Source organism: Streptomyces cellostaticus (assembly GCF_023630175.1).
Classification (GTDB): domain Bacteria; phylum Actinomycetota; class Actinomycetes; order Streptomycetales; family Streptomycetaceae; genus Streptomyces; species Streptomyces cellostaticus_A.
In genome coordinates, this window is record NZ_JALLIN010000026.1 from 14625 (window position 1) to 31870 (window position 17246).

Annotated in this window: 18 protein-coding genes; 9 read left to right on the forward strand and 9 right to left on the reverse strand. The window is 72.6% G+C overall.

Annotation, left to right across the window (positions count from 1 at the left end):
- Positions 1-55: 55 nt before the first annotated feature.
- The 5 genes from MXD57_RS17940 to MXD57_RS17960 all read left to right on the forward strand — a co-directional run bounded on the left by MXD57_RS17940 (position 56) and on the right by MXD57_RS17960 (position 5752).
- Complete coding sequence (locus tag MXD57_RS17940) at positions 56-1579, forward strand: ABC transporter ATP-binding protein (RefSeq protein WP_284505748.1); 1524 nt, start codon at positions 56-58, stop codon at positions 1577-1579.
- Positions 1579-2706 carry an ABC transporter permease gene (locus MXD57_RS17945; protein WP_250402450.1) on the forward strand — a complete coding sequence of 376 codons (1128 nt, stop codon included), beginning with the start codon at positions 1579-1581 and terminating at the stop codon, positions 2704-2706. The genes MXD57_RS17940 and MXD57_RS17945 overlap by 1 nt, the downstream gene beginning before the upstream one ends.
- On the forward strand, positions 2706-3992 hold the full coding sequence (locus MXD57_RS17950) for an ABC transporter permease (protein WP_250402451.1): 1287 nt from the start codon (positions 2706-2708) through the stop codon (positions 3990-3992). Before MXD57_RS17945 ends, MXD57_RS17950 begins: the two co-directional genes overlap by 1 nt.
- Entirely contained in the window at positions 3989-4396 is a 408-nt protein-coding gene (locus MXD57_RS17955) for a cytidine deaminase (RefSeq protein WP_308290815.1), read from the forward strand. Before MXD57_RS17950 ends, MXD57_RS17955 begins: the two co-directional genes overlap by 4 nt.
- Positions 4397-4468: 72 nt before the next feature.
- Entirely contained in the window at positions 4469-5752 is a 1284-nt protein-coding gene (locus MXD57_RS17960; protein WP_250402452.1) for a thymidine phosphorylase, read from the forward strand.
- Between the two features lie 150 nt (positions 5753-5902).
- Here the strand turns inward: MXD57_RS17960 and MXD57_RS17965 are convergent, their stop codons facing one another.
- On the reverse strand, positions 5903-6823 hold the full coding sequence (locus MXD57_RS17965) for an AEC family transporter (RefSeq protein WP_250402453.1): 921 nt from the start codon (positions 6821-6823) through the stop codon (positions 5903-5905).
- Between the two features lie 74 nt (positions 6824-6897).
- On the opposite strand from MXD57_RS17965, the gene MXD57_RS17970 reads away from it, so the two are divergent.
- On the forward strand, positions 6898-7284 hold the full coding sequence (locus MXD57_RS17970) for an STAS domain-containing protein (protein WP_250402454.1): 387 nt from the start codon (positions 6898-6900) through the stop codon (positions 7282-7284).
- On the opposite strand, the gene MXD57_RS17975 is transcribed toward MXD57_RS17970, so the two are convergent.
- Together MXD57_RS17975 and MXD57_RS17980 are read right to left on the reverse strand one after the other, a co-directional pair.
- On the reverse strand, positions 7168-8181 hold the full coding sequence (locus tag MXD57_RS17975; protein ID WP_250402455.1) for a sigma-70 family RNA polymerase sigma factor: 1014 nt from the start codon (positions 8179-8181) through the stop codon (positions 7168-7170). The two genes, MXD57_RS17970 and MXD57_RS17975, sit on opposite strands and share 117 nt — an antisense overlap.
- 200 nt (positions 8182-8381) lie before the next feature.
- A complete protein-coding gene (locus MXD57_RS17980) occupies positions 8382-9671 on the reverse strand; it encodes an MFS transporter (protein ID WP_250402456.1) in 1290 nt (429 codons plus the stop codon).
- 119 nt (positions 9672-9790) lie between these two features.
- Between MXD57_RS17980 and MXD57_RS17985 the strand changes: the two genes are divergently transcribed.
- On the forward strand, positions 9791-10684 hold the full coding sequence (locus MXD57_RS17985) for a LysR family transcriptional regulator (RefSeq protein WP_250402553.1): 894 nt from the start codon (positions 9791-9793) through the stop codon (positions 10682-10684).
- A gap of 55 nt (positions 10685-10739) precedes the next feature.
- Here MXD57_RS17985 and MXD57_RS17990 read toward each other — a convergent pair whose 3' ends face one another.
- Positions 10740-11501, reverse strand: coding sequence for an alpha/beta hydrolase (locus MXD57_RS17990; RefSeq protein ID WP_250402457.1), 762 nt, complete (start codon positions 11499-11501; stop codon positions 10740-10742).
- Positions 11502-11631: 130 nt separating this feature from the next.
- Between MXD57_RS17990 and MXD57_RS17995 the strand changes: the two genes are divergently transcribed.
- The gene (locus tag MXD57_RS17995) at positions 11632-12807 is read left to right on the forward strand and encodes an adenosine deaminase (RefSeq protein ID WP_250402459.1); all 1176 of its coding nucleotides are present in this window, start codon (positions 11632-11634) and stop codon (positions 12805-12807) included.
- A 151-nt stretch (positions 12808-12958) separates the two neighbouring features.
- Complete coding sequence (locus MXD57_RS18000; RefSeq protein ID WP_250402460.1) at positions 12959-13291, forward strand: ATP-binding protein; 333 nt, start codon at positions 12959-12961, stop codon at positions 13289-13291.
- An 89-nt stretch (positions 13292-13380) separates the two neighbouring features.
- Here the strand turns inward: MXD57_RS18000 and MXD57_RS18005 are convergent, their stop codons facing one another.
- The 5 genes from MXD57_RS18005 to afsQ1 form a co-directional block, all read right to left on the reverse strand.
- Positions 13381-13584 carry a PspC domain-containing protein gene (locus MXD57_RS18005; protein WP_250402461.1) on the reverse strand — a complete coding sequence of 68 codons (204 nt, stop codon included), beginning with the start codon at positions 13582-13584 and terminating at the stop codon, positions 13381-13383.
- A gap of 92 nt (positions 13585-13676) precedes the next feature.
- The gene (locus tag MXD57_RS18010; protein WP_250402462.1) at positions 13677-14237 is read right to left on the reverse strand and encodes a VanZ family protein; all 561 of its coding nucleotides are present in this window, start codon (positions 14235-14237) and stop codon (positions 13677-13679) included.
- A 92-nt stretch (positions 14238-14329) separates the two neighbouring features.
- Positions 14330-14968 (reverse strand): hypothetical protein, encoded by a 639-nt coding sequence (locus MXD57_RS18015; RefSeq protein WP_250402463.1) that lies wholly within the window; start codon positions 14966-14968, stop codon positions 14330-14332.
- Positions 14965-16551, reverse strand: a complete 1587-nt coding sequence (locus MXD57_RS18020) for an ATP-binding protein (protein WP_250402464.1) — start codon at positions 16549-16551, stop codon at positions 14965-14967. Before MXD57_RS18020 ends, MXD57_RS18015 begins: the two co-directional genes overlap by 4 nt.
- Complete coding sequence (gene afsQ1 / locus MXD57_RS18025) at positions 16548-17225, reverse strand: two-component system response regulator AfsQ1 (protein ID WP_190012869.1); 678 nt, start codon at positions 17223-17225, stop codon at positions 16548-16550. The genes MXD57_RS18020 and afsQ1 overlap by 4 nt, the downstream gene beginning before the upstream one ends.
- Positions 17226-17246 lie beyond the last annotated feature (21 nt).

Here is a 17246-nt window from a genome sequence, read left to right on the forward strand (position 1 = left end):
CTTTCCCCGAGGAGAGTGCGCCATCAACGCGTCCAGCCCTCCCGCTGCCGTCGAACTGCGCGGCATCACCAAGCGTTTCCCCGGCGTCGTCGCCAACCGCGACATCGACATCACGGTCCGCACGGGCACCGTACACGCGCTGTGCGGTGAGAACGGTGCCGGCAAGTCCACCCTGATGAAGATCCTCTACGGCATGCAGCAGCCGGACGAGGGCACCATCACCGTCGGTGGCGAACAGGTGGTCTTCCACAACCCCGGCGACGCCATCGCCCGCGGCATCGGCATGGTGCACCAGCACTTCATGCTCGCCGACAACCTCACCGTCCTCGAGAACGTCGTGCTCGGCGCGGAGAAGCTGCACGGCATCGGCGGCAAGGCGCGCGCCAGGATCAAGGAGATCTCGGACGCGTACGGCCTCAACGTCCGCCCCGACGTGCTGACGGAGGAGCTCGGCGTCGCCGACCGCCAGCGCGTGGAGATCCTCAAGGTCCTCTACCGCGGTGCCCGGACCCTCATCCTGGACGAGCCGACCGCCGTGCTCGTGCCGCAGGAGGTCGACGCGCTCTTCGACAACCTGCGCGAGCTGAAGGCGGAGGGCCTCACGGTCATCTTCATCTCCCACAAGCTGGGCGAGGTGCTCTCCGTCGCCGACGAGATCACCGTCATCCGCCGCGGCACCACCGTCGGCACGGTCGAGCCGCGGGGCACCACGCCCAAGCAGCTCGCCGAGCTGATGGTCGGCAGCGAGCTGCCCACTCCGGAGACCCAGGAGTCCACCGTCACGGACGTCCCGATGCTCGAGCTGAAGGGGCTGCACCTGGCGCAGACCGACCTCGACGGCGTCGAGCGGATCATCCTCGACCAGATCGGCCTCACCATCCACAAGGGCGAGGTCCTCGGCATCGCGGGCGTCGAGGGCAACGGCCAGTCCGAGCTGGTCGAGGCGATCATGGGCATGCGCCAACCGGACGCCGGGTCGGTCACGCTCGACGGCACCGACATCTCCCGTGTCGCCACCCGCCACCGGCGCGAGGCCGGCATCGGCTACATCCCCGAGGACCGCCACCGCCACGGCCTGCTCCTGGAAGCGCCGCTGTGGGAGAACCGCGTCCTCGGCCACGTCACCGAGAAGCCGAACTCGCGCGGCGGACTGCTCGACATCAAGGCCGCCCGCACCGACACCGAGCGCATCGTCGAGGCGTACGACGTCCGTACGCCCGGCATCGACGTGACCGCCGGCTCGCTGTCCGGCGGCAACCAGCAGAAGCTGATCGTCGGCCGCGAGATGAGCCACGACCCCAAGCTGCTCATCGCCGCCCACCCCACCCGCGGCGTGGACGTCGGCGCGCAGGCCGCGATCTGGGACTACATCCGCGAGGCCCGCCGCGAGGGCCTGGCCGTGCTGCTGATCTCCGCCGACCTGGACGAGCTGATCGGGCTCTCCGACACCCTGCGGGTGATGTACCGCGGCCGCCTGGTCGCCGACGCCGACCCCGCCACGATCACCCCCGAGGAGCTGGGCTCCGCCATGACGGGTGCGGCCTCCGGCCACCTGGAGCACACAGAGGACGACGCGTGATGAAGAAGCTGACCTCACGGATCGACAAGGAGCGGCTGCTCCTCGGAATCGCGGCGCCGCTGCTGGCGATCGTGGCCGCGCTCGTCGTCACCGCCCTGGTGATCCTCGCGACCGGCAAGAACCCCGGCCCCGCCTTCAGCGACATGCTGACCTACGGTTTCGCCAGCGACAGCCAGGTCTACATCCTCAACAAGGCGACGACCTACTACCTCTCGGGTGTCGCGGTGGCCGTCGGCTTCCGCATGAACCTGTTCAACATCGGCGTCGACGGCCAGTACCGGATCGCCGCGTTCTTCGCCGCCGTCCTCGGCGGCGCGCTGACCGTGCCCGGATGGCTCGCCATCCCGATGATCATCATCTGCGCCATGGCGACCGGTGCCCTGTGGGCCGGCATCGCCGGTGTGCTGAAGGTGACCCGCGGCGTCAGCGAGGTCATCGCCACCATCATGCTGAACGCCATCGCCACCGCGGTCATCGGCTACCTGCTCCAGCCCGGCAAGCTCGGCGAACTCCAGCAGGGCGGCACCCTGGTCTCCACCAAGCCGCTGCCCGAGTCGTCGTACTTCTTCACCATCGACACCGGCCCGGCCGGTGTCCTGGACGGCTTCATCGTCGTCGCGGTGCTCGTCGGCCTCGCCTATTGGTTCATCCTCGGCCGCACCCGCTTCGGCTTCGACCTGCGCACCGTCGGCCAGTCCGAGAGCGCGGCCTCCGCCAGCGGCGTGTCGGTGAAGAAGATGGTCGCCACCAGCATGATCATCTCGGGTGCGGTGGCCGGTCTGATCGGTATGCCGACCCTGCTCAACGAGAGCCACCAGTACGACAACAGCTTCCCCGTCGGGATCGGCTTCACCGGCATCGCCATCGCGCTGCTCGGCCGCAACAACCCGATCGGCATCGCGCTGGGCGCCCTGCTGTGGGGCTTCCTGGAGCGCACCACCAACCACCTGGAGTTCCAGGGCTACGACAAGGAGATCCTCGGCGTCATCGAGGGCGTCATCGTCCTCTGCGTCGTGATCGCCTACGAGGTCGTGCGCCGCTACGGCCTCAAGCGCCAGCAGCAGCGGGTCGGCGCCGAGCTCGCCGCCCAGGCCGCCGCTCCGACGAAGAAGCAGGAGGTGGCGTGATGACTGCCACGATGACAGACACGCCGCCGCCGGCGGCACCCAAGGCGCCGGGCGCGGCCAAGCGCACCGGCCGCTCCACCGGCCAGATCCTGCTGCTCGTCGCGGGCGCCCTGCTGCTCCTGGCCGCCGTCCGCATGATCACCGGCTCGAACCAGCTCGACTCCGCCGGACAGGTCGGCGCCGCCCTCAGCCTGGCCGTGCCGATCGGTCTGGCCGGACTGGCGGGCCTGTGGTCCGAGCGGGCCGGCGTGGTCAACATCGGCCTCGAGGGCATGATGATCCTCGGCACCTTCGGCGCCGGCTGGATCGGCTGGCAGACCAGCCCCTGGCTGGGCCTGCTGTGCGGCGTCGGCTTCGGTGTCCTCGGCGGTCTGGTGCACGCCGTCGCCACGGTCACCTTCGGTGTCGACCACATCGTCTCCGGTGTGGCCGTCAACCTGCTCGCGCTCGGCGCCACCCAGTACCTGGCCAAGGTGTTCTTCGCCGAAGGCGCCCCGGCCGAGGCGGGCGGCAACCCCAAGCAGTCCCCGCCGGTCGACTCGCTGCCGCGGGTCACCGTCCCCGGCCTCTCCGACGCCCTCTCCTCGATCGAGAAGCACCACTGGTTCCTGGTGTCCGACCTCGCCGGCATCGTCGGCGGGCTGATCACCGACCTCTCCGTGGTGACGATCCTGGCCGCCGTGCTGTTCGTCGCCAGCTGGTGGGTGCTGTGGCGCACCCCGTTCGGGCTGCGGCTGCGCTCCTGCGGCGAGAACCCCACCGCCGCGGAGTCGCTCGGCGTCAACGTCTACCGCTACAAGTACGCGGCCGTCGCCGTCTCCGGCGGTCTCGCCGGCCTCGGTGGCGCCTTCCTGGCCCTGGTCACCTCCCACACCTACCTGGAGGGCCAGACCGGCGGGCGCGGCTACATCGGTCTCGCCGCGATGATCTTCGGCAACTGGCGGCCCGGTGGTCTGGCCATGGGCGCCGGCCTGTTCGGCTACTCCGACGCGCTGCAGCTCCGCAACGGCGGCACCACCGTGCACGCGCTGCTGCTCCTGCTGGTCGTCCTGCTGGTGGTCCTGGCCGGCTGGAAGCTGTACCGCTCCGCCCTCTGGCAGGGCGCCGTCAGCCTCATCGTGGGCGGGCTCGTCCTGGCCTGGTACCTGCTCACCGACGAGGTCCCCAGCGACTTCGTGGGCGCCACGCCCTACGTCGTGACGCTGCTGGTGCTCTCGCTCTCCGCCCAGCGGCTGCGCATGCCCAAGGCGAACGGCATGCGGTACCGGAAGGGACAGGGCAAGTGACCGCCGCGCCGGACGCGGGCTTCGACTGGGAGCCGCTGCGCGCCGAGGCACGGGAGGCCATGACCCACGCCTACGTCCCGTACTCGGGCTACCCGGTCGGCGTGGCCGCCCTGGTCGACGACGGGCGTACGGTCACCGGCTGCAACGTCGAGAACGCCTCCTACGGCCTCAGCCTGTGCGCCGAGTGCGGGCTCGTCTCGCAGCTCCAGCGCACGGGGGGCGGCCGTCTCACGCACTTCACCTGCGTGGACGGCGAGGGCGCCCTGCTGGTGCCGTGCGGCCGCTGCCGCCAGCTCCTCCACGAGTTCGGCGGCCCCGGCCTCCTGCTGGACACTCCCGAGGGCGTCCTCCCGCTCTCCGAGATGCTGCCCCAGGCCTTCGGCCCGGGCCATCTCTCCAAGTAACTCCCCGTACGGCCCCCCTGACCCGATCAGGGGGGCCGTGCACTTCGCACCTCCCGGAAGGAAGCCATAGCCATGGCCATGGACGCCATCTCCGTCATCCGTACCAAGCGGGACCGCGGTGAGCTGACCGACGAGCAGATCGACTGGGTCATCGACGCGTACACCCGCGGCGAGGTCGCCGACGAGCAGATGTCGTCGCTCGCGATGGCGATCCTGCTGAACGGGATGAACCGCCGGGAGATCGCCCGCTGGACCGCGGCCATGATCGCGTCCGGCGAGCGCATGGACTTCTCCTCGCTGTCCCGCCCGACGGCCGACAAGCACTCCACGGGCGGCGTCGGCGACAAGATCACGCTCCCGCTGGCCCCGCTGGTCGCGGCGTGCGGCGCCGCCGTCCCGCAGCTCTCCGGCCGGGGCCTCGGCCACACCGGCGGCACGCTGGACAAGCTGGAGGCCATCCCCGGCTGGCGGGCGCTGCTGTCCAACGAGGAGATGCTGCACGTCCTCGACACCACCGGCGCGGTGATCTGCGCGGCCGGCGACGGCCTGGCCCCGGCCGACAAGAAGCTGTACGCCCTGCGGGACGTGACCGGCACGGTCGAGGCGATCCCGCTGATCGCGTCCTCCATCATGTCCAAGAAGATCGCCGAGGGCACCGGCTCCCTGGTCCTGGACGTGAAGGTGGGCTCCGGCGCCTTCATGAAGACGATCGAGGACGCCCGTGAACTGGCCTCCACGATGGTCGGCCTCGGCACCGACCACGGCGTGCGGACGGTCGCGCTGCTCACGGACATGTCCACCCCGCTCGGCCTCACCGCGGGCAACGGGCTCGAGGTCCGCGAGTCGGTCGAGGTCCTGGCGGGCGGCGGCCCGGCGGACGTGGTCGAGCTGACGGTCGCCCTGGCCCGCGAGATGCTCGACGCGGCCGGCGTCAAGGACGCCGACCCCGCGAAGGCGCTGGCCGACGGCTCGGCGATGGACGTGTGGCGCCGGATGATCGCGGCCCAGGGCGGCGACCCGGACGCCCCGCTGCCCACGTCCAGGGAGCAGCACGTCATCAGGGCCTCCGCGTCCGGTGTCCTGACCCGGCTGGACGCCTACGGCATCGGTGTCGCCGCCTGGCGCCTCGGTGCGGGCCGCGCCCGCAAGGAGGACCCGGTGCAGGCGGCCGCGGGCGTGGAGATGCACGCCAAGCCGGGCGACACGGTGACCGAGGGCCAGCCGCTGCTGACCCTGCACACGGACACCCCCGAGCGCTTCGAGTACGCGCTCCAGTCGGTCGAGGGCGCGTACGACATCGCGGCCCCGGGCACGGCCTTCACGCCGTCGCCGGTGGTGCTGGAGCGCATCGCCTGACCAGGGACCGCGGCCTGCGGCGACAGCCCTTTCGGGCGAACGGGACCGGTGGAGGGCCACCGGTCCCGTTCGGCACGCCGGGACCGGTGACGGAGCCGTTCGACATCACCATCGGCACCGGCGGGTTCCCCGCCGGCTGACGGCACGCCCTCATCCCAGCACCGTCGCCACCCCCACCAGTACCGGCACCGAGACCACCGTCGACAGCAGCACCGACTCGCGGGCCAGGGTCTCCGCGACCCGGTAGCGGCCGGCGTAGGTGAACAGGTTCTGGGCGGCCGGCAGGGCCGAGGTGACGACCACGTCCAGCAGGGGCGCGCCGTGCAGGCCGAAGACGCCGCGGGCCAGCACCCAGGCCACCAGCGGCTGGCCGAGCGACTTCAGCGCCACCGACAGCAGCACCGGCCCGCGGTCGAGCCCCCGCCCGGGAGCCGCACTGCCGCGCAGGGACATGCCGAAGACCAGCAGGGCCGCCGGGACCGACATGTTGCCGATCATGGCGAGCGGCTCCATGACCGGGCCCGGCACCTCCCAGCCCGCCGCCGACACCGCCACACCGGTGAGCGAGCCCACCGCGATCGGGTTGCGCAACGGCGTCAGCAGCCGTTGCCACACCGTGCCCCGCCCGCCGGTGGCGGTGAGGTCCAGGACGGTCAGGGCGACGGGCGTGACGATGACGACCTGGAACAGCAGGACCGGGGCGACCAGGGACGCGTCGCCCAGGACGTAGGCGGCGATCGGGATACCCAGGTTGCCCGCGTTGACGTACCCCGCGCACAGGGCGCCGATCGTCGTGCGGCCCACGCCCCAGCGCCGCAGCGCGCCCACCGCCACGAAGGCCGCCGAGACCGCGGCCGTGCTCAGCGCCGTCACCAGCAGGCGGCTGGAGAACAGCACGGAGAGGTCGGCCCGGGCCAGCGTCCGGAACAGCAGGGCCGGTCCGGCCACCGAGAAGGCGAGGCGGGTCAGCACGTCACGGCCCGGCTCACCGAGCGTGCCGCGCCACCCGAGCACATAGCCCACCCCGATGACGACCGCGATCACCGCGAACCCGCTCAGCACCCCCGTCACGGCCCCAACCCTCCGCCGGGCACGGCGGAGGGTCAATGTGATCTCCGCCCGGGACGTCCGGCGGACGGCTCGCGATGAGTTGCGCCCGCGCCGCGGGTCTACCGCACGTGGACGCCAAGACACCCGCTGTGCTCGTACTGAACGGACCCGTCACCCGCGCCGAGGCGGCCGGGCTCTGCGCCGATGTGCGGGCGCTGCTGGAGGGCGGCGGGGCCGCGGCCGTGGTGTGCGACGTGGCCGGGCTCGGGCCGCCGGGGCTCCGGGACGTGGACCTGCTGGGCCGGCTGGAACTCGCCGCGCGCCGGGCCGGCGGGCGGATACGGCTGCGCGACCCGGACCCCGCGCTACACGCCCTCCTCGATCTGGTCGGACTCCGCTTCCAGGTGGAGGGGCAGACCGAAGAGCGGGAACCAGCGCGCGGTGTCGAGGAAGCAGTGGAAACCGGTGATCCGGCCTTCTGACGCCTCCAGCACCTGCACCGCCCAGGGGGTGAACCCGCCCTTCTCCTCGTCCGGCTTGTAGTGCGCGAACCCCGGCAGGCCGTTTGCCCGCACCGGCAGCAGCCGCGAGCCCGCGCAGGACGCGCCCAGCGTGGTCATGAATCCGGTGATGTCGGCCGGGCCCCGCAGCCACAGGTCGAACGGCGGCATCGTCATCACGGCGTCCTCGTGCAGCAGCGCGGTCAGCGCCGTCATGTCGTAGCCCTCGAACGCCTTCACATAGCGCTCCAGCAGTCTCTGCTGCTCCTCGTCGAGCGGGTCGGACACCGACCCCGCGGCGGTCCCGGGGTCCCGCTCGGCGAGGGTGGCCCGGGCCCGCTGCAGGGCGCTGTTGACGGAGGCGACCGTCGTGTCCAGCAGTTCGGCGACCTCGCTCGCCCGCCAGGCCAGCACCTCGCGCAGGATCAGCACCGCCCGCTGCTTGGGCGGAAGCTGCTGCAGCGCCGCCATGAACGCCAGCCGGACCGACTCCTTGGCGACGGCCGCCTCCGCCGGGTCCTCCACCGCCGGCAGCACACGGGCGTCCGGCACCGGTTCCAGCCAGGTGTTGTCCGGACGGGGGGAGAGCGCCGCCCGCGCGAGCGGACTGGAATCGGTCAGGTCCATCGGCCGGGCCCGCTTGTTGCCGGCCGACAGCATGTCCAGGCAGACGTTGGTCGCGATCCGGTACAGCCACGAGCGCAGGGAGGAGCGGCCCTCGAACCTGTCGTAGCTCCGCCAGGCCCGCACCAGCGTGTCCTGCACCGCGTCCTCGGCCTCGAAGGAGGAGCCCAGCATCCGGTAGCAGTACCCGGTCAGCTCCGTGCGGTGCTTCTCCAGTGCCGTGTCGAGATCCGTCGTCGCCGTTCCGCTGCCCATCACGCACCCACCCCTGTGGCCGTCCCCGTCGCGCGCCTTCGCGCCCCAGCACTTGGGAAGCTACCGCAGCCCACTGACAACGGCGCCCGGAGCGCCCGAATGCCCCGGCCGGGGCGGGCCGGGGCCGGGTTCCCCACCCGGAACGGAACGGAACGGGCGGGCACCGCAGAGGGTGCCCGCCCGTTCGTCCGCGCGTCGCCTCAGTGCGCCGGCACCGGCTCCCGCCGGGCCGCCGCCCGGGCCGCCCGGGACCCGAGGACGGTGATGGCCACGACGCCGAGGACCGCGAGGACACCGACGCCGACCGTGCCCGTCCAGCCGCCGGCGTGGTACGCCGTCGCGCCCACCGTGCTGCCCGCGCTGGAGCCGATGTAGTACGCGGACTGGTAGAGGGCGGAGGCCTGGGCGCGGCCGTGCTCGGCCGTCCGGCTGACCGCCGAGGAGGCGACCGCGTGGCCCGCGAAGAAGCCCGCCGTGATGAGCACCAGTCCCAGCAGGACCAGCGGCAGGGAGGGGGCCAGCGACAGCAGCAGGCCCGCCGCCGTCGTACCGCCCGCCAGGTACAGCGCGCCCCGGCGGCCGAGCCGGCCCACCAGACGGCCCGCCGCCGACGCCGACACCGTACCGACGAGGTACACCAGGAAGATCGAGCCGATGATGCCCTGCGGCAGGGAGAACGGCGCCTGCGTCAGCCGGTAGCCGATCACCGTGTACACGCCGCCGAACACCGTCATGAACAGCGCGCCGATCGCGTACAGCCGGCGCAGCAGCGGGTCGGCGAGATGGCCGCGCACCGTGCCCAGCAGCACCCGCGGGCGCAGCGAGCCCGCCGCGAAGTGCCGCGGGGCCGGCAGCAGCAGCCGGAACGCCACCGCGCAGGCCACCGCGACCGCGCCGATCACGCCGACCGCGACCCGCCAGCCCCACTCCTGCGCGACCCAGCCGGTGATCACCCGGCCGCTCATCCCGCCGACACTGTTGCCGGCGACGAACAGCCCGATCGCCGTGACCAGCGCCTTCGGCCGGACCTCCTCGGCCAGGTACGCCGTCGCGGAGGCGGGCAGTCCCGCGAGGGCCGCGCCCTGCACCGCGCGCAGCGCCACCAGCGCGCCGATGGACGGCGCGAACGGCACCAGCAGGCCCACGCCCACCGCGACCGCCAGCGAGGCCGTCATCACCGTACGGCGGCCGAAGCGCTCCGACAGGGCGCTCATCGGCAGCACGAACAGCGCCAGACCGCCGGTCGCGGCCGCCACCGTCCAGCTCGCCCGGCTCGCCGCCACCCCGAACTCACCGGAGATCAGGGGCAGCAGGGCCTGGGTGGAGTACAGCAGGGCGAAGGTCGCCACCCCGGCGAGGAAGAGGGCGAGGCTCATCCGGCGGTAGCCGGGGCCGCCCGGAGCCATCCGGGGGTCGGTCGCGGAGTCGGAGGAGGGGACGGGCGTTGCGGCGTCCAAGGTGGCGGACGCCCCGGTACTGGCGGGAGACATGCTTCGACGCTAGGCACGGCCCACTGATCCGTCCAATGCATGGAATCGCCATAATCGTTCCCGTGAAGCATGAGCAGAGGTCACCGGATCAGCTGTCATCGTTCAGTGACATGGAAGACATGGCGCTGTTGCTCGCGCCACGCCTCGCGTACTTCGCCGGGGTCGCCCGCACCGAGCACGTCACCCGGGCCGCGCGCGAGATGAACGTGCCCCAGTCCACGCTCTCCCGGGCCATGGTCCGGCTGGAGCAGGACCTCGGCGTCGCCCTGTTCGCCCGCCACGGCCGCACGGTCTCCCTCACCACCGCGGGCCGCACCTTCCTGGTCTCCGCCGAGCGCGCCCTGGCCGAGATCGAGCGCGCCGCCGAGGAGGTCCGCGCCGACGCCGACCCGGCCACCGGCAAGGTCGCCTTCGGCTTCCTGCACACCATGGGCGCCGAGACCGTCCCCGGCCTGCTGCACGCCTTCCGCGCCGACCATCCGCGCGTGCGCTTCAGCCTCGTCCAGAACTACGGCGAGGCCATGCTGGAGCGGCTGCGCGCCGGCGAACTGGACCTCTGCCTGACCTCCCCGGTTCCCGACGCCCCCGACCTGGTCGCCCGCCGCCTGGACGAGCAGAAGCTGCGCCTGGTCGTACCGGCCGACCACCGCCTGGCCGGCCGCCGCCGTGTCCGGCTGGCCGAGGCGTCCGAGGAAACCTTCGTCACCCTGGAGCCCGGCTACGGGCTGCGCCGCATCACCGACGACCTGTGCCGCGAGGCGGGCTTCAAGCCCCGGATCGCCTTCGAGGGCGAGGAGGCGGAGACCCTGAGGGGCCTGGTGGCGGCCGGGCTCGGGGTCGCCCTGCTGCCGCCCCCGACGGTGCCGCGCCCGGGAGTGGTGGAACTGACGGTCACGGCGCCGCGGGCGGCCCGGGAGATCGGCGTCGCCTGGCTGGCCGACCGCCCGGACACCCCTCCGGTGGCGGCCTTCAAGAAGTTCCTGCTCTCCAGGAGGGGGAGTCTGCTTCCCTGAGGGCTGTCCCGCGGTCCCCCGGCGGGCGCACGGCGACGGCTGCGGCGCCCCGCCCCTACCGCCGCAGCGACCTGCCGAACCCCGCGGCCAGCGGCATCCGCAGACCGATCGGCGGCGGAGCGGCCAGCGCGTCCTCCACCGGCCGTGACAGCGGGTGGCCGAACAGCGCGCCCATGACGAAGTCCACCGCGAGCGAGCGCACTTCGTCGCGGTACTGGTGCAACGTGTGGCCGTCGGTGTGCACTTCGAACCGGCACACGTTCCGGTTCGCCTTCTTGGCCCGCTCCGCCAGCCGGAACGACAGCTCCGGGTCGGTGCGCTCGTCGTTCGTACCGTGCACGATCAGCACCCGCCGCCCCACGAGCTGCCGCACCGGCTCGGCGGGCGCGGCCACGTCCTCCTCGGGCAGCCAGGGGGCGAGCGCGACGACGGAGTTCACCGCGTCGTGGCCGCCCGCCCGCAGTGCCGCGCGGCCGCCCATGTCCAGGCCCACCAGGCACACCGGCACATCCCCGTACCGGCGCACCACCTCGTCGGCGGCCCACGCCGCGTCCGCGGCGAGATGCGCCTCGCCGCCGTTCCAGCCGCGGTACCGGTAGTGCACGGCGTGCACGGCCAGTCCCTCCTCCCGGCCCGCCCGGGCGAACCGGCGGCCCAGGGAACGGACGAAGGCCGTCGCCCGAAAAGGTGACGGCCTGCGGTCGGAGTTCTCCTCGCCGCCGGGGAGCAGCAGCACCGCTCCACCCACCGCCGTCGGCTCCGGCCCGACCGCCTTTCCCAGTCCGGCCGTTCGGACCGGCATCGCTTGCTGTCCCATGGCAGAACAGTGTCAGAAGGCGCCGGGTACGAAACCCGTCCGGGCGGTCACCGTTGCGTATCGGCGAAAACCTGCTCCGTCTCCTGGCGTAACGCAGGTGATCTACGCGCGTAGGAGTTAGAGTGCGGAAATGACGAGCCAGATTGCACCGGCTGGGAACGTCCCGGCCCACGTTCCGGCGCCGGACCAGATCCGACGGGCGCCCAAGGTTCTGCTGCACGACCATCTCGACGGCGGGCTGCGTCCCGGTACCGTCGTCGAACTCGCCCGGGAGGCCGGGTACCGCCAACTGCCCGAGACCGACCCCGACAAGCTGGGCCTGTGGTTCCGTGAGGCCGCCGACTCCGGCTCGCTCGAACGGTACCTGGAGACCTTCTCGCACACCGTCGGCGTGATGCAGACCCGGGACGCGCTGGTCCGGGTCGCCCGGGAGTGCGCCGAGGACCTGGCCGAGGACGGGGTCGTCTACGCAGAGGTGCGCTACGCGCCCGAACAGCACCTCTCCGCCGGACTGAGTCTCGAGGAGGTCGTCGAGGCCGTCAACGAGGGGTTCCGGCAGGGGGAGCGGCTGGCCAGGGAGGGCGGCCACCGCATCCGCGTCGGCGCCCTGCTGACCGCCATGCGGCACGCCGCACGTGCCCTGGAGATCGCCGAACTCGCCAACCGCTACCGGGACATGGGCGTCGTCGGCTTCGACATCGCCGGTGCCGAGGCCGGCTACCCGCCCACCCGGCACCTGGACGCCTTCGAGTACCTGAAGCGGGAGAACAACCACTTCACCATCCACGCCGGCGAGGCCTTCGGGCTGCCCTCCATCTGGCAGGCGCTGCAGTGGTGCGGCGCGGACCGGCTCGGACACGGGGTGCGGATCATCGACGACATCGAGGTCCGGGCGGACGGCTCGGTGCGGCTCGGCCGGCTGGCCTCCTACGTCCGCGACAAGCGCATCCCGTTGGAGCTGTGCCCCAGCTCCAACCTGCAGACCGGGGCCGCGCACTCCTACGCCGAGCACCCGATCGGGCTGTTGCGGCGGCTGCACTTCAGGGCGACGGTGAACACGGACAACAGGCTGATGTCGCACACCACCATGAGCCGGGAATTCGAGCACCTCGTCGAGGCGTTCGGTTACACGCTCGACGACCTTCAGTGGTTCTCCGTCAATGCGATGAAATCAGCGTTCATTCCTTTCGATGAACGACTCGCGATGATCAATGACGTGATCAAACCCGGATACGCGGAACTGAAGTCCGAATGGCTGTTCCAGCAGACCGCCTCCACCATTGGTTCTTCCGGTCCGGAGAGCTGACGGCAGGTAAGTCCGCCACCGACATGCGAACGCCCCTTCACGAGTCGTACGCATTTCGGTGTTTGCGGCGGGCTGCGCGGGATGTCTACGGTCGTGGGACCGCTCGGATCTCTTGCGATCACCCGTCTCCGTATTCAAGGACGCATTTAACATGAAGCAGTCTGCTGCCAAGACCCTCGGCGTCGCCGCCCTCGGTGCCGCTTTCGCGGCCGTGGGCGCGGGCGCCGCCGAGGCGGCCCCGGCCGTGCCGGTCGCCCCGCAGGCCCTGGACTCCGTCACCACCGTGCTGCCGGCCCAGCACGTCGGCCAGGCGCTCGCCCAGGGGCAGGGCGCGCTGGGCGCCGGGGGCACCACCGCGCGGCCGGTCGTCGGGAACGTCCTCGCCGGAGGCCCGACCGCGCCGCTCGCCGGGCTGCTCGGCGGACTGCCGCTCCAGGGCATGCCCACCCAGGGCGTCGGGGTGAACGGCCTGCCGCTCGGCTGACATCCGCCGCACGCGCCGCCGGCGCGCCCCGGAACCTTCCCGGGGCGCGCCGGCGGCGATCGCGTGCGAGGGGTCCGGCCCGCGGGGGCTCACCAGGTGGCGGCGCGGGCCTTGTCCTCGGCCGGGAGCAGGATCCACAGCGCTATGTAGAGCAGGAACTGCGGGCCGGGCAGCAGGCAGGACACCAGGAAGACGACCCGCATCGTCGTCGCGGAGGTGCCGAAGCGCCGGGCCAGCGCGGCGCACACTCCGCCGATCACACGGCCGTGGGTGGGGCGGGCGAGGCTGGACATCTGCGGCTCCTTCGTGGACGTCAAACGAGGCGGTCCGGTCGGCTGCCTCAACGATGTCCACGGTACGCGGACGAAGGGGGCGAAGCGTCGCTCTAGGGGGCGATCCCGACCCTGGGAATCGTCGGGGTGCGACCCTGAGCCTGGTCCTCCTGGACGCCGGCCCGCCCGGTCGCGTCCGGTGCCCGCCCGGCCCGCCGGCGCAGCAGCGACCGGCCGGCCGGGACCACGGCCAGGTGGGCCAGGGCCACGCCCACGGTGTTCAGCAGCAGCGAGTCGACGTCCACGACCCGGCCGGGCACGCCGGTCTGCAGCAGGGCGATGCCGGTGGAGACCAGGGCGCCCGCGGCGGTCGTACGGACCAGCGAGGCCAACGGCGACACGGCGAGCCGGCCGTGTGCGGCGGGCAGCAGCACCCCGAGCGGCGCGAGCAGCACCAGCCCCTCGGCGACGCGCCGGGCCGCCCGGGCCGCGCCCAGTGCCAGATCGGCCCGGATGCCGGCCAGGGGACGCAGATTGGCGGGTGCCATCCAGGGCACGTCCAGGGGTCGCAGCATCAGCCAGGCGACGAGCCCGAGATGGGCGACGAGGAGGACACCCCCCGCCACACGGATACGGATCGCGGCGCTGCCGCCGATGGAGCCTTGACGCTGCACGCCCCCCAAGACGCGCCCCTGTGCACAATCGGTTCCGCAACCGTCACGGGGGCGCGGCGAGTCGCCCGCCACATCCGGGCGCCGCCGGTCCCTCAGCCCGCGTCGACCTCGCTCGACGGCGGCTCCGTGCTGACCGGGCGGCTGCGGACGGCGTCGGTGCACTCGTAGCGGCGCAGCGGGGCGGGGGCCGGTCCGCCGAGGATCACCGAGCCGTCGCCCTCCGTCGCCGCCGAGTCGGAGAGGGTGCAGACGATCTGGGCGAGGGCGTAGGAGGTGAGCCGGGACGGGGCGGTGCTCAGCCGCAGCGTGTCCTCGGGGTCCTTGTGGCCGGGGCCGGTCACACCCTGGCCGCCCGGCACGTACGTGGTGTAACCGGCCGACTTCTCCGCGGCCGACGGGGACGCGGCGAGCTGGTCCAGCAGGCCCTGGGCCACGATGACCCGGCGCCGCGCGTCCGGGGTGCCGTCCGGGACGCGCACGGTGCGGTCGACGGCGACCAGGGAGGACCGGCACAGCAGGAACACCTGTACCGGAACGCCGTGCGCGGACTGCGTCGTCACATCGGGCGCGGACAGCGAGCACGGCACCCGCGAGGGTGCCGCGCCGAAGTCGGTCGGCACCTCGGTGGGCCGGATCCCGCACCCGGCCACCACCGTGGTCAGGAGGCAGGCCGCGAGCAGACGCCGTACGGTCCGGGCCGTCGGTGCGGTCCGTGCGGTCCGTGCGGTCATGATCCCTCCTTCCCGGTGGTGTTCCCGGCCTTGCCGTCCTGGGTGTCCTCGTCGTCCTCCGCGGCCAGCCGGGAGGCGTCCCGCGGCAGCCGCAGTGTGAACACCGCGCCGCCCTCCGGTGAGTTGGCGGCGGTGATGCCGCCGCCGTGGATGTGGGCGTTCTCCATGGCGATGGACAGGCCCAGGCCGCTGCCCTCGGAGCGCGGCCGGGACGCGCTGGCCTTGTAGAAGCGGTCGAAGACGTGCGGCAGGACGTCCTCGGGGATGCCGGGCCCGTGGTCGCGCACCGCGATGACCAGGTCGTCGCCGTCGATCCGTACCGACACCCTGACCGGCGAGCCGCCGTGCTTGAGGGCGTTGCCGATCAGGTTGGCCAGTATGACGTCGAGGCGGCGTGGGTCCAGCCGGGCGTGGCGTCCGCGCTCGGCGTCCAGCTCGACCGCGTCCAGCCAGGCGCGGGCGTCGATGCAGGCGGTGATCTGGTCGGCGATGTCCACGTCGTCCAGGACCAGCCGGGCGGTGCCCGCGTCGAAGCGGGTCACCTCCATCAGGTTCTCGACCAGGTCGTTCAGCCGCCGGGTCTCGCTGACCACCAGCCGTACCGCCGGCTCGATCATCGGGTCGATGCCCCCGGCCTCGGAGTCCAGCTCCTCCTCCAGCACCTCCGTCACGGCGGTGATGGCGGTCAGCGGGGTCCGCAGCTCATGGCTCATGTCCGCGACGAAGCGGCGCGAGGACTCGTCCCGGGCGGCCATCTCGGCGACCCGTTTCTCCAGCGCCTCGGCCGCGTTGTTGAACGTCCGCGACAGATCGGCGAGTTCGTCGGTGCCGGACACGCTGAGCCGGGTGTCCAGCCGGCCCTCGCCGAGCCGCCGGGCGGCCACCCCGAGCCGGTGCACCGGCTTCAGCACGGTGGTCGCGGCGGCCTGCGCGAGCAGCGCGGAGCCGATCAGGGCCAGGCCGGTCGCGATCCCCAGCGACCAGGCCAGCGAGTTGAGGTCCTTGGCCTCCGGTTCCAGCGACTTGGCCAGGTAGCCGGTGGGCCCGCCCCCGACCAGCCGCGCTCCGGCCACCAGGTACGGCGTGCCGTGGTCGTCGACCCGCTGCCAGTACAGGTGGTACGGCGCCTTGTTGCCGTCGGTCACCGGCTGCCGCTTGTTCACCGCCGCGCGCAGCGACGCCGGCACGTCCTCCAGCGAGAAGCCGTTGATCCCGCCCGACGTGCCGTACACCGTCTTGCCGCGCGCGTCCTCGGCGACCAGCAGCACGCTGAACCGCTGGCTGCTGCCGGCCATCTGGCCCGCCGCCCGCTGCAGCTCGTCCTGGGTGGGGCGGGCGGGCAGCGCGCCCGCCCGGTTCTGCATCTCCTGCTGGAAGTCGCGCAGCACCGCGTCCTGCGCGCGTGTCAGCACGGCCTCCCGGTTCAGCCAGTACGCGATGCCCGACGCCGACACCGCGGCGGTGAGCGCGACCAGCGCGAAGACCACGACCAGCCGCAGCCTGAGGCTGGTGAACCGCAGCCGCGACACACTTCCCTTGCGCCCCGCGGCCCAGCGGCGCGGTCCCCCTCGCGTGTCGGTCACTGAGGAGTGTCCAGGCGGTAGCCGACACCACGGACGGTACGGATCAGGGTCGGGGAGGAGGGCACGTCCTCCACCTTGGCGCGCAGCCGCTGGACGCACGCGTCCACCAGCCGGGAGTCGCCCAGGTAGTCGTGCTCCCAGACCAGCCGCAGCAACTGCTGCCGGGACAGCGCCTGACCGGGCCGCCGGCTCAGCTCCAGCAGCAGCCGCAACTCGGTCGGCGTGAGCTGCAGGTCCTCGCCGTTCTTGGTCACGGTCATCGCGGAGCGGTCGATGACGAGGCTGCCGAACGTCGCCGAGTCGCTGGACTCGCGCTCCCCGCGCCGCAGGACGGCCCGGATCCGGGCGTCCAGCACCCGGCCCTGGACGGGCTTCACCACGTAGTCGTCGGCACCGGACTCCAGTCCGACCACCACGTCGATGTCATCGCTGCGGGCGGTCAGCAGGATGATCGGAAGCTGGTCGGTGCGCCGGATGCGCCGGCACACCTCGAACCCGTCGATGCCGGGCAGCATCACGTCCAGCACGATCAGATCCGGCCGCTGCTCGCGCAGCAGCTTCAGACCGTCCTCACCGCTGGCAGCGGTCGCCACCCGGTGGCCCTGGCGCGTCAGGGAGAGCTCCAGGGCCGTGCGGATGGCGTCGTCGTCCTCGATCAGCAACAGGGAAGGCACGGGCTCATTCTGGCCCATGGA

Excerpts from the sequence above, each read along its gene's own strand:
- MXD57_RS17945 (WP_250402450.1), top strand. The coding sequence starts at position 1,579 with ATGAAGAAGCTGACCTCACGGATCGACAAGGAGCGGCTGCTCCTCGGA.
- MXD57_RS17950 (WP_250402451.1), top strand. The coding sequence starts at position 2,706 with ATGACTGCCACGATGACAGACACGCCGCCGCCGGCGGCACCCAAGGCG.
- MXD57_RS17960 (WP_250402452.1), top strand. The coding sequence starts at position 4,469 with ATGGCCATGGACGCCATCTCCGTCATCCGTACCAAGCGGGACCGCGGT.
- MXD57_RS17970 (WP_250402454.1), top strand. The coding sequence starts at position 6,898 with ATGAGTTGCGCCCGCGCCGCGGGTCTACCGCACGTGGACGCCAAGACA.
- MXD57_RS17975 (WP_250402455.1), bottom strand. The coding sequence starts at position 8,181 with ATGGGCAGCGGAACGGCGACGACGGATCTCGACACGGCACTGGAGAAG.
- MXD57_RS17980 (WP_250402456.1), bottom strand. The coding sequence starts at position 9,671 with ATGTCTCCCGCCAGTACCGGGGCGTCCGCCACCTTGGACGCCGCAACG.
- MXD57_RS17985 (WP_250402553.1), top strand. The coding sequence starts at position 9,791 with ATGGCGCTGTTGCTCGCGCCACGCCTCGCGTACTTCGCCGGGGTCGCC.
- MXD57_RS17990 (WP_250402457.1), bottom strand. The coding sequence starts at position 11,501 with ATGGGACAGCAAGCGATGCCGGTCCGAACGGCCGGACTGGGAAAGGCG.
- MXD57_RS17995 (WP_250402459.1), top strand. The coding sequence starts at position 11,632 with ATGACGAGCCAGATTGCACCGGCTGGGAACGTCCCGGCCCACGTTCCG.
- MXD57_RS18000 (WP_250402460.1), top strand. The coding sequence starts at position 12,959 with ATGAAGCAGTCTGCTGCCAAGACCCTCGGCGTCGCCGCCCTCGGTGCC.
- MXD57_RS18005 (WP_250402461.1), bottom strand. The coding sequence starts at position 13,584 with ATGTCCAGCCTCGCCCGCCCCACCCACGGCCGTGTGATCGGCGGAGTG.
- MXD57_RS18015 (WP_250402463.1), bottom strand. The coding sequence starts at position 14,968 with ATGACCGCACGGACCGCACGGACCGCACCGACGGCCCGGACCGTACGG.